This is a genomic window from Arthrobacter sp. 18067 (assembly GCF_902706295.1).
Classification (GTDB): domain Bacteria; phylum Actinomycetota; class Actinomycetes; order Actinomycetales; family Micrococcaceae; genus Arthrobacter.
Window position 1 is genome coordinate 1 of record NZ_CACSJJ010000032.1, and the last position, 14,048, is coordinate 14,048.

Annotated in this window: 15 protein-coding genes and 1 tRNA gene; 12 read left to right on the top strand and 4 right to left on the bottom strand. The window is 61.8% G+C overall.

All coding sequences use genetic code 11. From position 1 onward, the window contains the following. Positions 1-526: 526 nt before the first annotated feature. From GVL04_RS22755 to GVL04_RS22785, 7 genes are all read left to right on the top strand, one after another. Positions 527-946 (top strand): DUF3052 domain-containing protein, encoded by a 420-nt coding sequence (locus GVL04_RS22755; protein WP_159708804.1) that lies wholly within the window; start codon positions 527-529, stop codon positions 944-946. Continuing rightward, positions 943-1,446, top strand: a complete 504-nt coding sequence (locus GVL04_RS22760) for a peroxiredoxin (protein ID WP_159708806.1) — start codon at positions 943-945, stop codon at positions 1,444-1,446. The genes GVL04_RS22755 and GVL04_RS22760 overlap by 4 nt, the downstream gene beginning before the upstream one ends. Next, on the top strand, positions 1,443-2,399 hold the full coding sequence (locus GVL04_RS22765; protein WP_159708808.1) for a Sir2 family NAD-dependent protein deacetylase: 957 nt from the start codon (positions 1,443-1,445) through the stop codon (positions 2,397-2,399). Before GVL04_RS22760 ends, GVL04_RS22765 begins: the two co-directional genes overlap by 4 nt. A gap of 55 nt (positions 2,400-2,454) precedes the next feature. Further along, positions 2,455-2,530, top strand: a tRNA-Val gene (locus GVL04_RS22770). 114 nt (positions 2,531-2,644) lie between these two features. After that, entirely contained in the window at positions 2,645-2,935 is a 291-nt protein-coding gene (locus GVL04_RS22775) for a hypothetical protein (RefSeq protein WP_159708810.1), read from the top strand. A gap of 233 nt (positions 2,936-3,168) precedes the next feature. After that, the gene (locus GVL04_RS22780) at positions 3,169-3,963 is read left to right on the top strand and encodes an IclR family transcriptional regulator (RefSeq protein ID WP_159708812.1); all 795 of its coding nucleotides are present in this window, start codon (positions 3,169-3,171) and stop codon (positions 3,961-3,963) included. A 159-nt stretch (positions 3,964-4,122) separates the two neighbouring features. After that, positions 4,123-5,481 carry an MFS transporter gene (locus GVL04_RS22785; protein ID WP_159708814.1) on the top strand — a complete coding sequence of 453 codons (1,359 nt, stop codon included), beginning with the start codon at positions 4,123-4,125 and terminating at the stop codon, positions 5,479-5,481. A 92-nt stretch (positions 5,482-5,573) separates the two neighbouring features. Here the strand turns inward: GVL04_RS22785 and GVL04_RS22790 are convergent, their stop codons facing one another. Together GVL04_RS22790 and GVL04_RS22795 are read right to left on the bottom strand one after the other, a co-directional pair. After that, the gene (locus GVL04_RS22790; RefSeq protein WP_159708816.1) at positions 5,574-6,077 is read right to left on the bottom strand and encodes a hypothetical protein; all 504 of its coding nucleotides are present in this window, start codon (positions 6,075-6,077) and stop codon (positions 5,574-5,576) included. Positions 6,078-6,171: 94 nt separating this feature from the next. After that, positions 6,172-7,239, bottom strand: a complete 1,068-nt coding sequence (locus GVL04_RS22795; protein WP_159708818.1) for a D-2-hydroxyacid dehydrogenase — start codon at positions 7,237-7,239, stop codon at positions 6,172-6,174. A gap of 70 nt (positions 7,240-7,309) precedes the next feature. Between GVL04_RS22795 and GVL04_RS22800 the strand changes: the two genes are divergently transcribed. From GVL04_RS22800 to GVL04_RS22810, 3 genes are read left to right on the top strand one after another with little or no spacing between them, the layout of a single operon-like run. Continuing rightward, positions 7,310-8,221 (top strand): NAD(P)-dependent oxidoreductase, encoded by a 912-nt coding sequence (locus GVL04_RS22800; RefSeq protein WP_159708820.1) that lies wholly within the window; start codon positions 7,310-7,312, stop codon positions 8,219-8,221. A 35-nt stretch (positions 8,222-8,256) separates the two neighbouring features. Then, on the top strand, positions 8,257-9,027 hold the full coding sequence (locus tag GVL04_RS22805) for an SDR family oxidoreductase (protein WP_159708822.1): 771 nt from the start codon (positions 8,257-8,259) through the stop codon (positions 9,025-9,027). Continuing rightward, positions 9,027-10,073 (top strand): L-idonate 5-dehydrogenase, encoded by a 1,047-nt coding sequence (locus GVL04_RS22810; protein ID WP_159708824.1) that lies wholly within the window; start codon positions 9,027-9,029, stop codon positions 10,071-10,073. Before GVL04_RS22805 ends, GVL04_RS22810 begins: the two co-directional genes overlap by 1 nt. A gap of 7 nt (positions 10,074-10,080) precedes the next feature. Here the strand turns inward: GVL04_RS22810 and GVL04_RS22815 are convergent, their stop codons facing one another. Further along, positions 10,081-10,809, bottom strand: a complete 729-nt coding sequence (locus tag GVL04_RS22815) for a FadR/GntR family transcriptional regulator (RefSeq protein ID WP_159708826.1) — start codon at positions 10,807-10,809, stop codon at positions 10,081-10,083. A gap of 255 nt (positions 10,810-11,064) precedes the next feature. Here GVL04_RS22815 and gndA point away from each other — a divergent pair, with 255 nt between their 5' ends. Further along, on the top strand, positions 11,065-12,501 hold the full coding sequence (gndA, locus tag GVL04_RS22820) for an NADP-dependent phosphogluconate dehydrogenase (protein ID WP_159708828.1): 1,437 nt from the start codon (positions 11,065-11,067) through the stop codon (positions 12,499-12,501). Positions 12,502-12,607: 106 nt separating this feature from the next. Then, entirely contained in the window at positions 12,608-13,447 is an 840-nt protein-coding gene (locus GVL04_RS22825) for an oxidoreductase (RefSeq protein WP_159708830.1), read from the top strand. On the opposite strand, the gene epsC is transcribed toward GVL04_RS22825, so the two are convergent. Continuing rightward, positions 13,444-14,028: a serine O-acetyltransferase EpsC gene (epsC, locus tag GVL04_RS22830; protein ID WP_159708832.1), complete on the bottom strand. Its 585-nt coding sequence runs from the start codon at positions 14,026-14,028 to the stop codon at positions 13,444-13,446. The genes GVL04_RS22825 and epsC overlap by 4 nt on opposite strands. Between the last annotated feature and the right edge of the window lie 20 nt (positions 14,029-14,048).

The following is a 14,048-nucleotide window of genomic DNA, read 5'->3' on the forward strand; positions in this document are numbered from 1 at the left end:
GCTCCGCGATCAACGCATCAAGGGACTCAATCCACTCCGCGGTCTCTTCCGGATCACGATCAGGCAGCTGGGCAGTCAACCCGCTGAGGATGTGTGAGGTCTCTTCTCCTGCAGCCACGTCCAACCTTCCTTTAGGCGCATGCATCGGCGCCTCAGGTCTGGCAGGGTAACTGCCCGTCGTGAACGCGTCGTGTGCGGCATCTCGGTTTCAACAGCCCGGTCGGATGCGCCGGGCAGGTCTTGTGAGCGCCTGGCTGCCCAGTAGAATTCTGCGGGGCGATCGCCCTGCAGCCAGAGCGCTCATGGCCACTCTAGCTTTCACGGCGCTGCGATGCGTAGCCGCGGGCCCTGAGGCGCGTTGTATGTCACACCTGGCTGGCCTGCGTGACGGAAAGCACGCGATTGTCACAGCCTCGAAACACCCCAGGTAGTGCGGAATGTGGCCCGTGGCAGGGACAATGGCTTGAAGCACACGCCCAAAGGGTGTTGGCTGTTAGTAATGGAAGTCACTTCAAAAGGAGGAAACGTGAGCGAGGCCGACGCCGCCACATCGGTAAATGTGGCGGAACGAATGGGTTTCAAAGATGGGGATCTGATTCAGGAGCGCGGCTACGACGACGACGTCGACTTCGACTTGCGTGATGACATCGAGGATGTCACGGGCGCTGAGCTGCTGGATGAGGACGACCACGACGTAGTAGATGCCGTTGTCTTTTGGTGGCGGGATGGCGACGGCGATCTTGTTGATGCCCTCATGGATTCGCTCACCACGCTGAAGGAAGGCGGAGTGGTCTGGGTTCTGACGCCCAAGTCCGGCCGCGATAACTACGTTTCCCCCGCCGATATCCAGGACGCAGCCCCTACGTCCGGGCTGCACCTCACTACCTCTGCCGGGGTATCGAAGGACTGGAGTGCCACCCGACTGGTGCCGAAGAAGAACAAGTGACCGATGTTCGGCTGGCGCGGGCCCCCGGCGTGGTTCCGCAGCCAGGTCAGCCAGCCCCGGACTTTGAGCTGGTAAACCAATTTGGCGAGCCCGTCAGGCTGTCGGATTACCGGGGCCGCAACGTGGTCGTCGTCTTTTACCCTTTTGCCTTCTCCGGCATCTGCACCGGCGAGCTGTGTGAGATTCGCGACAATATTGCAGAGTTTGAGGATTCAGACGCCGTGGTGCTTGCGGTCTCCGTGGACAGCAAATTCACACTCCGGGCCTACTCCCAGCAAGAAGGCTATGGTTTCGACTTGCTGGCCGATTTCTGGCCGCATGGTGCCGCAGCCCAGGCTTACGGGGTTTTTGACGACGTCAGCGGTATGGCGTTGCGGGGAACGTTCATCATCGACGCCTCAGGAGTTGTCCGGTACGTCGTGGTCAATCCACGCGGCCAAGCACGGGACTTTGCTGAATATCGTCGCGCGCTCTCGGCGTTGGGGCAACAGCAGTCATGAGCCAGGGCCGGCCCGGAGTGGGCATGACTGGTTTTGCCAGCATGGCTCCGGCTCCCGCGCCGCAACTTGACCACCACGAGCTTGATGCTGTTCAGCAGGCCCTCGGAGTCTTGAGCGGCAGGCGCCTGGCAGTTCTTACGGGAGCGGGGCTCAGTACGGATTCAGGTATTCCCGATTACCGGGGGCCAGGTTCTGCGCCCCGGAACCCAATGACCTTCCAGGAGTTCATTGGCAGCGAGGCCAACCGGCGCCGCTATTGGGCCCGGAATCACTTGGGGTGGTCCCACCTGAGGCACGCCGACCCCAACGCCGGGCACGCCGCCGTCGCGCTGATGGAGCGCAGGGGGCTCCTGTCAGGCCTCATCACCCAAAACGTAGATCGGCTCCACGAAGACGCCGGCAGCATCAACGTGGTGGATCTCCACGGGCGATTTGACCAGGTGATCTGCCTGGATAATGGCCACATTTTCAGCCGACGGTTGATCGCAGCGATCCTTGAGGAAATCAATCCAGGGTTCCTTGCTGCCGCATTGGAGTCCGGGGTGGTGGAAATGGCCCCGGATGCCGATGCGACTGTGGAGGATCCAGAACTTATCACCTCATTTGTCATGGCTGTTTGCCCCATCTGCGGAGGGACGCTCAAGCCCGACTTTGTCTATTTTGGCGAGAACGTGCCCAAGGGGCGGGTAGAGCGTGCGTACGCCATGGTCGATGAGGCGGAGGCGCTCCTGGTTGCAGGTTCGTCCCTGACGGTGCAGAGCGGACTTCGGTTTGTGCGTCACGCCGCGAAAGCCGCAAAACCTGTGATCATCATCAACAGGGGACCCACGCGTGGTGACGGCTTTGCCGAACTGAAATTGGAGCTCGGAGTCAGTGGCGCACTGGACTATCTCTCCCGAAATCTCCCTGATCTTCCTGGGGCTAAAGCGCCGATTGGTGTTTCTCCCGTTTGATCATGTAGAGTCATTGTTCGTTGGTTGAAGCGCTGAGGCGCTGAAACCGCATGATGGGTCTTTAGCTCAGCTGGTAGAGCGCCACGTTTACACCGTGGATGTCATCGGTTCGATCCCGGTAGGACCCACCAAGTAAAACCCCGTCACTCCAGGCCTGAAGGCTGGGTGTGGCGGGTTTTTGCGTCATTGCACCGCATTCCAATATCAAAGATAAATGTCGGGGCGCGCCCATAGGGTTTCCCTCCATGGAGCACATTTACATCCGGACCAGCCTGCAAGGCTCGCCGGTCGCCGTCGTCAGGGGCAACCGCGAGTGGCAGATTGTGGTGGAACCTGTCCGCTGGTTTGAGCGGGTTTCCTGGTGGGAGCACTCCCAGCGCATGCCCCGGGGCCAGGGTCGCGTGGACGTGGAGGTCTGGCAAGTCCAGGTTCGTTTGGGAAACAATGTCCGGTCCGGCACTGCTACATGGGAACTGGTGCGGGACGGTACTGGCGGGGGCTGGTGCCTCAGGGGCGAAGAAGTCGTTGCCGCCTGAATCTGCCCGGGAAATGGATGAGCTCTCCACCACGACTATTGGGGGATGCCGCGGTGGAGAGCTCGAAGATGAATATACAGCGAACTCTTGGGTTTTGAAAAGCCAAGCCAGCCAAGGTCCTGCCACATGTCGGAAATTCATCGGATCACCACCCAATAGCGGCCAAAGCTTGCCACTATGATGGGAACTGTTCAGCTGAATGAACAAGAGGAATGTACCGACGAAGGAGAATCATGGCCGATTCCCGCACCACCCGTTCCGAGGGTCTGGGTGCTTCGTCGCCTGCGCCTGCAGTGACCCGTGCAGCCGCAGTTCTTGAGGCGCTGGCAGGATCTCCGTCAGGCCGCCTGACGCTGAGCGATCTTTCAAGGGAACTCGGTATCCCCAAGTCTTCCACGTCGAATTTGTTGCTGGCGCTGGAGGAAGCGCGCCTCATCACCAGGCAGGGTGCGGATTTTGCGCTGGGCAGGAAGCTGGTGGAGCTTGGTGCCGCCTACCTTAGCCGCCTCGACGAGGTGCAGGAGTTCTACAAGTATTGCGAGCAGGCGCCAACGCTCTCGGGTGAGACCGTGCGCATTGCCATGCTCGACGGTGATCACGTCATCTACCTGGCCCGCTACGAGGGGCATCCTGCAGTCAGGCTGACATCCAATATTGGCGACAAGATGCCTGTTTCACTATGCAGCGTGGGCAAGGCCCTGTTGGCGCAGCTGCATGATCACGACATCGAGGCCATGTTCCCGGATGGCATGGAGCTGCCCATCATGACTGCGAACTCCCTCCGCACTGCTGAACAACTCAAGGCCCAGGTGGCGACCATTCGCAAGCAGGGGTTCGCTTTCGAGGATGAAGAATCGACGGTTGGTGTCGTTTGCCTTGCCGTGCCAGTACCCACCCATGGCGCTCACGGCCCAAGCCTGGGGCTTTCCGTGACTGCCTTGAAGGCCACCTACTCGGAGGAGCAGGGCGCCCTGATGGTCAAAGAACTCAAGGAGCTGGCGAGATCCCTCGGCAATCCCATGGGATAGCAGGGATGGCGGGCGTCACAATCCAGCTTCGCTGAATAAATCTGATTACAACCTTGGCAGCAAGTTCAACAAGCTGTACGCTGTTCATCATAGTGATCTTGGCGGTGATGCCATCGCTATCTCGCCGGGCCAACGGGGGCCTGGGGTGATTTTGAGGGAGTGCTTGTGATAACTCGTACTAATGCACGGCTCGCAGCTGAGGCTGACGACGCTGTTGTTGAGCCGGAACAGCTACGCCGGGCAACACTGGCCAGCTCCGTGGGCTCAGCCTTGGAGTATTACGATTTCTACATTTATGGATTGGCTTCCGCGCTGATCTTTGGCCCATTGTTCTTTTCCCCTCTGGGCCCGGACGGTGCTCTGATCGCCTCCTTCGCCACGTACGGCGTGGGCTTTGCGGCCCGACCCTTTGGTGGGTTGATCTTTGGCTACATCGGAGACAGGTTCGGCCGCAAGATGGTCCTGATCCTGACCATCGCCTTGATGGGAACGGCAAGCTTTGCCATCGGATTGCTTCCCACCTTCGAGCAGGCCGGAATGCTCGGAGCCGTCCTGCTGGTGACCTTGCGGATCATCCAGGGCTTGGGCGCCGGTGCCGAGCAGGCAGGCGCCACCACGCTGATCTCAGAGGTGGCCCCGCGCCGCCGTCGTGGTTTCTACGCATCACTGCCGTTCGTCGGCATCCAGTTGGGTACGCTCCTCGGTGCAGGCACCTTCGCCCTGATCGCCATGGCCGACAAGTCCGTCCTGCAGGGCTGGCTGTGGCGCGTACCGTTCCTGGCCAGCTTTATCCTGATCGCGGTGGCCATCTTCATCCGGCTCAAGCTGAAGGAAACCCCTGCGTTCCAGGAGCTTGAGAAGCACAAGAACGTGGTCAAGAACCCCATTGGTGCCCTGTGGAAGCACTCCAAGAAGAACGTGCTCCTGGGTATCGGACTCCGTATGGGCGAAAACGGCAACTCGTCGATCTACTCAGCGCTGCTGGTCTCGTTCATGAGCATGCCTGCGGGCGTCTTTGCTGGAAACAACTCGATCGGACCAGTAGGCCTGCTGATCGCCGCAGGATTCGCTGCCGTCCTGGTGGTGACATTCGGCGCTCTCTCCGATAAATATGGCCGCGTTCCCGTGTACCGCTACGGCGCATTGTTCCAGGCGATCATTGCCGTTCCTGCCTTCTACCTGGTCACCTTGGGGAACGTCACCCTGGTGTGGGTTGTCATGGCCGTGGGCATCGCCATCGGCGTCCAGTCGATGCTTGGCCCCCAGTGCCCGCTGCTGCCGGAATTGTTCGGATCTCAGTACCGCTTCACCGGCGTGGCCATGAGCCGTGAGATCTCCGCCGTCCTGGCCGGTGGACTCGCTCCGCTGCTCGGTGCGCTGATGCTGGCGGCCACCAACCACTCGTGGCTGGTCCTGTCCATCTACTCGCTGGTCCTGGCGCTCATCTCCTTCGTTACCACTTTCTTCACCCCGGAGACGGCCGGACGAGACCTCGTCAGCACGGAAGACGCAAAGTAACTCTCGCGCAAACACGCCAGCGCGGCACTCTCCATGCGGAGGGTGCCGCGCTGCTGTTGTCAGAGGCCAGGCTGTTGAAGGGTGCGGACGGACTATTCCTGCACTTCCCGCGGCGGCTTGAACACGCTTCCCGAAATCGGCGAGGTGGCGAACCATCCAGTACCTTCTCCGGACGGGCTGGCTTTCAGGGCGCGGGTGATTCTGTCCTTTTCCGCGCGCGCCACAGCTACAAGGACATCGAAAGCAGCAACGGCCCGGGGGTTGGGGCCGTTTGTGCCGCGGAACCGGTGCGTCCGGCCGTTCTCTTCGTAAGATCTGAACTCGACTTCGTATCCGTCGCCGAGTTCATCAGCAACACGCTGCGCCAGTCGATGACCTTCAGTTGTGTAGTTGGCTGCCAGGTCCGCTGACTTCCAAGTGAAATCACGCGTCAGGGACTCGTAGTAGAACTGCTCCCAGTCCCGGAGCTCATGCACCAGGCTTTCGGTCAACCCCGTGAGTTCATAGCTGATGGGAACATCGAGCCAGAGCACACTATCCGCGTAGTCCGGAAATAGGCGGACGACGCTTCGCTGCGGGCCCTCTGAACGGTTCATGTGCCGATGCTACTGCAGGCAACACGGCAAGGGGCGCGGCCAGGGTCTGTCCCTGGCCGCGCCCCTTGCATGGACCTGCTATTGAGAAAGTGGCCTAGTAGAAGTGCACCGGATCGACCAAGTGGGGCAATTCGCCGCCGGCCAGGAAGGTACGCAGGTTGCTGCAGAACCGCTCGGCGATGAGTCGGTTCTCAGCGGCGCTCAGGGCAGAGGTATGCGGGGACACGAGCACCTTGGGGTGACTCCACAGGGGGCTGTCCTGGGGGAGCGGTTCCACGGCGAAGACGTCCAGGCAAGCGTAGGAGACCCGGCCGTTGTCCAGGGCTTCGAGCAAGGCTTCCTCATCCACGACTGTTCCGCGTCCCACGTTGACGAACACAGTTCCGGGCTTCATGGCACCGAAGACGTCCTTGTTGAACAGCTTCTCCGTATACGGCGTGCCCGGGAGCGTGTTGACTACGGCGTCGGCGTCGGCGAGCAGTCCGGGTAGGCCGTCATTGTTGGTGACTTCCTCAATGCCCTCGATGGCTTCGACGTTGCGCTTGGTGCCGCTGACCTTCATGCCCAGGGCGCGTGCGATGCGTGCCGTTTCCATACCGATTTCGCCAAGCCCGGCGATGACCACCTTGGATCCATTGGCCAACTTGGTGGGGGTTCTGAGCTCGGGCCAGAATTTGGCGGCCTGGTCCTGGGCCATCTCCGCGCTGCGCTTGAAGCCATTGAGGATTCCGAAGGCGGAAAATTCGGCCAGTGGCAATGCGTGAACGCCTGCCGAGGTCGTGACGCGGAACTTCTGCAGGGTTTCAGTGTCGAGGCCGGACGCCTTGACTGCTCCGCCGGCGCCCGCGGCCATGGCGTGGATCCACTGCAGGTGGGGGTTGCTCGCGGCGATGCGTGCCAGTCCTGCCGGGCTCTCGTTGGGGAAGCCGTAGAGAACTTGCGCCCGGTTCAGCATGGCCCAGTAGCGTTCCTCCTGCTCTGGTGTCCGCTTGAAGTCAGGGTCGCCGGCGTGATCGGCAGGGAACCGCTCGGGGGGCAGCAGTTCAGGATCGTAGAGAACTGTCACGGAAGGATCTACAGCGCGGATCAGCTCTACATGCTCTGCTTCGAGCGGTACAGCGATGGCGATGGTAAGTTCATCAGTCGTCATAGTGTTCATCATACTGAATGGAGGCTAGGATATTGAACAGAATTGCTGAAGATGACCACAAAGAAGTGAGGTGTTACCTGCCGTGACCAGTCAGCGTGTGGGCTTCGTCGGCCTGGGACTCATGGGAGCACCCATGGCCGCAAATATCGCAATAGCCGGGTGGGCCGTCACCGCTTGGAACCGTTCCGATGCCGCGTATGAAGGGCTCTCCGGTGTCCAGCGAGCAGCCAGTGTCGACGAACTGCGCAATGAGGACGCCATCATCTTCATGCTTCCTGACCTGCCGTTCATCGAAGAAGCTGCCTCGGACTTGCTCGAATCCTGGCGCAGCGTGCCGCCTCGGCCGGGCACCGCCGTCGTGATCATGAGCAGCGTCTCGCCAACAGCGGTACGGCTGTTTGGCGAAACTGTTCATCATGCAAGTAATGGCAACGCCTTCGTCGTGGACGCGCCGGTCAGTGGCGGTACGGCAGGTGCCCAGGGCGGAACGCTGGCCATTATGGTCGGGGCTACCGAATCCCAATTCGACCACCTGAAACCTCTTCTGGCCTCCATGGGGACCACCGTGCGGCGATTGGGGCCACTGGGATCCGGCTCGCTCGCCAAAGCGTGCAATCAACTGATTGTCGGGACCACGACGGCGGCACTCGCCGAAGCGGCCGAACTCGCCGAACGCTCCGGCATGGACGTGGCAGCCCTCTTTGAGGTCCTCTCAGGTGGCCTGGCCGGAAGCCGGGTGCTGGACAACGTTGGCCCACGCCTGGCGGCCAAGGACTATGCACCCACGGGGCCGGCCAAGTTCATGCACAAGGACCTCGGCTTTGTCCTGGACAGTGCGCAAGCTGTTGGCTCGGCCGTGCCCCTCGCCAAGGCCGCCATCGAGCTTTACGCCGAACTCAAGCGCCAAGGACTCGGGGATCAAGACCTCGCCGTCGTCCGCCAAACCATCGCCAACCTGAGCCTGACACCAGCCGCGACGTCGAACAGCAACTGACCCGGCATAAACCCAGAAGGAATGAAGAACAAACTATGAGTGGACTTTTCGATCTGACCGGGCGCATTGCCCTGGTCACTGGTTCAAGCCGGGGGATCGGCAACGCCCTGGCCAGGGGCCTCGCCGACGCCGGAGCCACAGTGGTGCTCAACGGCATCAACGCTGAACGGCTGGACACCGCCCAGCAGGCAATGGCCGCCGACTACCCGGATGGCCGGATTCACAGCCGCGCCTTCGACGTCACCGATGCGTCTGCAGCTGCTGACGGGGTGCTGTGGGTCGAGCAGAACGTCGGACCGCTGGACATCCTGGTGAACAATGCCGGGATCCAACACCGCGTCCCCATGCTGGACCTCGACGTCAAGGACTGGGACCGCGTGATCACCACGGACCTCACAAGTGCTTTCCTGGTTGGCCGCGAAGCCGCCAGGCACATGATTCCCCGGGGACAAGGGAAGATCATCAACATCTGTTCGGTCCAGACGGACCTCGCCCGCCCTACCATCGCACCCTATGTGGCAGCCAAAGGCGGACTCCGCAACCTGACCCGCGCCATGACGGCCGAGTGGGCTGCATCAGGCTTGCAGATCAACGGAATCGCCCCGGGATACATCCACACGGAAATGACCCAGAACCTGGTGGACGACGCTGACTTCAACTCCTGGATCCTTGGCCGCACCCCGGCCAACCGGTGGGGGACAGTCGCCGATCTCGCAGGGCCCGTGGTCTGGCTCTCATCCCAGGCGTCCAACTTCGTCAACGGCCAGACGATCTTCGTAGACGGCGGAATGACGGTGGTGGTCTGATGGGCATCAACCTCCCTGTTTCCAGCCCCGCAGTGGTGGCCCACGGAAAAGGCGATCTCCGGATTGAAGACATCCCACTGACTGTTCCCGCTTCCGATGAGGCGATCGTTGAGATTGCCTACGGCGGAATCTGTGGTTCCGACCTTCATTATTGGTTGCACGGAGCAGCAGGGGAGTCGATCCTCAAAGAACCCATGGTCCTCGGCCATGAGATTGTTGGCGTCGTGGTCCAGCAGGCCGCTGATGGCAGTGGCCCCGGTGCAGGAACGCCGGTTGCCGTCCATCCAGCCACGCCGGCCCCCGGCAATGTCAGGTACCCGGAGGACCGGCCGAACCTTTCCCCGGGCTGCACGTACCTGGGCAGTGCTGCAAGGCACCCGCATACAGACGGTGCCTTCAGTCGCTACGCAAACCTGCCCTCCAGGATGCTCCGCCCTCTGCCCGAAAGCCTGGACCTTCGCACAGCTGCGCTCGTAGAGCCGGCCAGTGTCGCCTGGCATGCCGTTTCCCGGGCAGGCGATGTCAGGGGAAAAACAGCCCTGGTGATCGGCAGCGGTCCTATCGGTGCGCTCGCCGTCGCCGTCCTGAAGCGTGCCGGCGCGGCCAGGATTGTCGCCGTCGACATGCATGACAAACCGCTGGAAATTGCCCGCGCTGTTGGCGCCGACGACGTCCTTAAGGGCGACGAAGCCGATGCCATAGCGGCCGTGGACGCCGACGTCGTTATTGAATCTTCGGGAAGCCACTATGGCCTCGCTTCGGCCATCAAGGGTGCCACCCGCGGCGGCAGGGTGGTGATGGTGGGACTTCTGCCGTCCGGCCCGCAGCCGGTCTTCATCTCCCTGGCCATCACCCGTGAACTGGAATTGCTGGGTTCGTTCCGCTTCAACGACGAAATCGACGACGTCATCGCAGCGCTGGCTGACGGTTCGCTGTTCGTGGATCCGGTTGTGACCCATGAATTCGACCTCGCCCACGGGCTGGAGGCCTTTGAAGTGGCCAAGAACGCGGCCCAGTCCGGGAAGGTCTTGTTGAACTTCGGGTAGTTAGGGGCTAGTTCCTGGCGACGGGGACGAAGACGCGGGGCTGGTCGTCCCAACTGGGCGCCAGCTCCGCAATGGTCTGCCGCATGATCTTGGCTGCCGCGTCCCGCGCGAGGGAACCATCGCGGGCGTCGATCGCGTGGGCGACGTCCATGTGCCACTGGAGGGCCTGCTTTTGGGGGTGCTCCGGCATGAGTCCGTGCACCGTACGTCCGGTGAGGGTCTCGGTGACCTGGCCAATGAGGTTGGCAAACATTTCGTTGCCCGACCCGGACAACACCAGGGCGTGGAAGCGGATATCAAGGTCGAGGAACCTCGCCATGTCGCCGGCGTCGCCGGCCTCTTTCATGGCAAGGGAAATGCCCACCAGCTCCTGCCGGAGGCTTTCCGGGGCGTTGCCTGCGGCAAGTTCGGCGGCGACGGGTTCGACGGCGGAACGCAGCTCTGCGAGAGACCTCAACTGGGCGCCGCGACCTTCGCCGGCAAGCCGCCAGCGAATGACCAGGGGATCGAACGGATTCCAGCGGTGGGCAGGAAGGACGCGGATGCCCACGCGCTTGATGGTCTCCACTAGGCCGAGCGACTGCAGCACGCGAACGGCTTCACGGACTACGGAGCGGGACACGTTGAGTTCGTCTTCCAGGTGCTCCGCCAACATGACGTGGCCGGTAGGAAGGGCGCCGCCCACGATCCGGGTTCCCAAATGCTCAACGGCGCGGTGGTGGAGGCTGGTTGACATAGAGGTAAGCATAGTGGCGGAGGCGACACCTGCGTGCAGGTTCAGGTGTCACCTGCCCGGCCGCACGGCAGTGGAGCCGGGCGCGCCCATCATAGACTGTTTATGACGCGGGACCCTTCCAAAAGGTGGTCACCGCTTTCCCGCCCAAGGTTTTAATACGTATGGTTTATTACAGCCCCTGGTTTTGAAATCGCTTCCTGCGTATCCCCTATGGGTACGTCGGGACTGTTTGTACACGAACGAATTGGAGTTTTGATGTCAGCACACATCGGTGTCACCGGCCTTGCGGTGATGGGCGCCAACCTGGCCCGAAACCTTGCCCGCAACGGCTTCACGGTGGCTCTCCACAACCGCTCCGTGGAAAAGACTGACGCCCTGCTCGAAAAGCACGGCACCGACGGCGACTTCATCCGCACGGAAACGCTGCAGGAACTCGTCGATTCCCTCGAAAAGCCCCGCCGCGTCCTCATCATGGTCAAGGCAGGCGCTCCCGTTGACAACGTCATCGAACAGCTCGAACCGCTGCTCGAGGCCGGCGACATCATCATCGATGCCGGCAACTCGCACTACGAGGACACCCGCCGCCGCGAAGCCGCGCTGGCCAAGAAGGACCTGCACTTCGTCGGCGTCGGTGTTTCCGGTGGCGAAGAGGGCGCCCTGAACGGCCCCTCCATCATGCCCGGCGGTTCCAAGGAGTCCTACGACGCCCTCGGCCCGCTGCTGGAGAAGATTTCCGCAAAGGTGGACGGCGAGCCCTGCTGCGCATGGGTAGGCACCGACGGTGCAGGCCACTTCGTCAAGATGGTCCACAACGGCATCGAGTACGCCGACATGCAGGTGATCGGTGAAGCATTCGACCTCCTCCGGTCCGGTGCCGGCATTGAGCCCGCAGAGCAGTCCAAGATCTTCGCTGAATGGAACAAGGGTGATCTGTCCTCCTTCCTGATCGAAATCTCCGCTGAGGTCCTGGGACACGTAGACGCCAAGACCGGTAAGCCGTTCGTGGACGTCGTGGTCGATGCCGCAGGCCAGAAGGGCACCGGCCGCTGGACGGTCATCTCCGCCCTGGAACTCGGCTCCCCGGTCTCCGGTATCGCCGAATCCGTTTTCGCCCGTGCACTGTCCTCCCAGACCGAGCAGCGCAAGCTTGGCCAGGAACTGCTGGCCGGCGAAGAAGCGTCTGTTGAAATCCCCGAGACCTTCGTCGAGGACGTCCGTCAGGCTCTCTACGCCTCCAAGCTGGTTTCCTACGCCCAGGGCCTGGATATGCTGACCTCCGCTGCCAAGGAGTACGGCTGGGACCTCAAGCTGGACGAGATCGCTTCCCTGTGGCGTGCCGGCTGCATCATCCGTGCAGAACTGCTCAAGGACATCACCAAGGCCTACGCTGCCGAGGAGAAGCCCGCCAACCTGCTGTTCGCACCGGCTTTCACCAAGGCCATCGCCGAGGCACTCCCGGCGTGGCGCCGCGTCGTGGCCACCGCTGTTCAGCTGGGCATCCCGGTTCCGGTGTTCTCCTCCTCGCTGGCGTACTACGACGGCCTTCGCCGCAAGCGCGTTGCCGCTGCCCTGATCCAGGGCCAGCGCGACCTCTTTGGGGCACACACGTACGGCCGCGTGGACACCGAGGGTACGTTCCACACCCTGTGGGGCGAAGACAAGTCCGAGATCTCGGCAGTCGACACCCACTAGCGTCAGCTTCCCGCAAGAGGCCGGTCCCTCCCAGTTACGCTGGGGAGGGCCGGCCTTTGCCGTACCCTGAAGTGCCCTGCCTTACCTGAATTGAAGGAGAAATGCCATGGCATCCCGCATCGCGCTTGTCTCCGGGGCCTCCACAGGAATCGGTTTCGAAACGGCCATTGCTCTGAGGAGTGCAGGTTTCACTGTGTACGCGGGCGCGCGCCGTGTGGAGAAGATGGAGCCATTGAAGCATCACGGCATCACCGTCATGTCCTTGGATGTCACCTCGGAGGAATCCATGGCATCTGCCGTAGCTCTGGTGGAAGCGGCCCACGGACACATCGATGTGCTGATCAACAATGCCGGCTACGGTTCCTACGGATCCCTGGAGGAAGTTCCGTTGGCCGAAGGCAGGCGTCAGTTCGAAGTCAACGTCATGGGCCTGGCGAGGATGACGCAACTCGTCATTCCCGGGATGCGGGCCGCGCGCTCAGGCCGGATCATCAACGTCACGTCCATCGGCGGAAAGATTTATGAACCCCTGGGGGCCTGGTACCACGGCACAAAATTCGCGGTGGAGGGGATGAGCGATTCCCTGCGCCTGGAGTTGAAACCGCACGGCATCGACGTCGTCATTATTGAGCCGTCAGGGACAAATACCGAATGGGGCACCATAGCCGGCGAGGGCTTGTTGGTTGCCTCCGGCGGAGGGCCCTACAGCGAGCAGGCGCATGTTGTCGCTGCCGCACTGGCATCCACATCCGGAGCCGGTCACGTGCTGTCCACTCCGGCCAGGGTGGTAGCAAAAGCGATAGTTCGAGCTGCAACAGCAAGACGCCCCAGGACCCGCTACCCGGTGGGTAGGGGAGCCTGGAGCGTCCTGGCAATGCGAAGAATTCTTCCGGACCGCGCCTTCGACGCTGTCTTCTGGAATTTCTACAAAAGGCTCGCGGGCTAGATCCGGTACTCGATGTAATACTCTGCCGGATCCACGGCCGGCTTGGTTTCGGACCTCGCGTCGCGATGACGCCACGTTGCGGGAATTCCTGTGATGATCGATTCCGGTGGCGCATCCTTGACCACCACGGCGTTGGCGCCGACGGCGCTGTCCGCGCCGATGGTGATGGGACCCAGGACTTTGGCGCCAGCACCGATCGCGACGCGGTCGCCGATGGTCGGATGCCGCTTGACCTTGGCCAGAGAGCGTCCTCCGAGCGTCACGCCGTGATAGATCATCACGTCCTCGCCGATCTCTGATGTCTCGCCGATCACCACACCCATGCCGTGATCGATGAAGAACCGGCGGCCAATGGTGGCGCCGGGATGGATCTCGATGCCCGTCAGGAATCTGGCCAGCTGTGAGATCAGGCGCGCCGGAAAACGGAGCGCAGGATTCTGCCACAGCCTGTGCGTCACCCGATGTGCCCAGATGGCGTGCAGGCCGGAGTATGCGAAAAAGTTCTCAAAAGAGCCTCGAGCCGCCGGGTCATGCGACCGGGCGGCGTCGAGGTCTTCCTTAAGCCTTGCGAAGAAGCTCACAAAGACCTTTCTACAGGAAA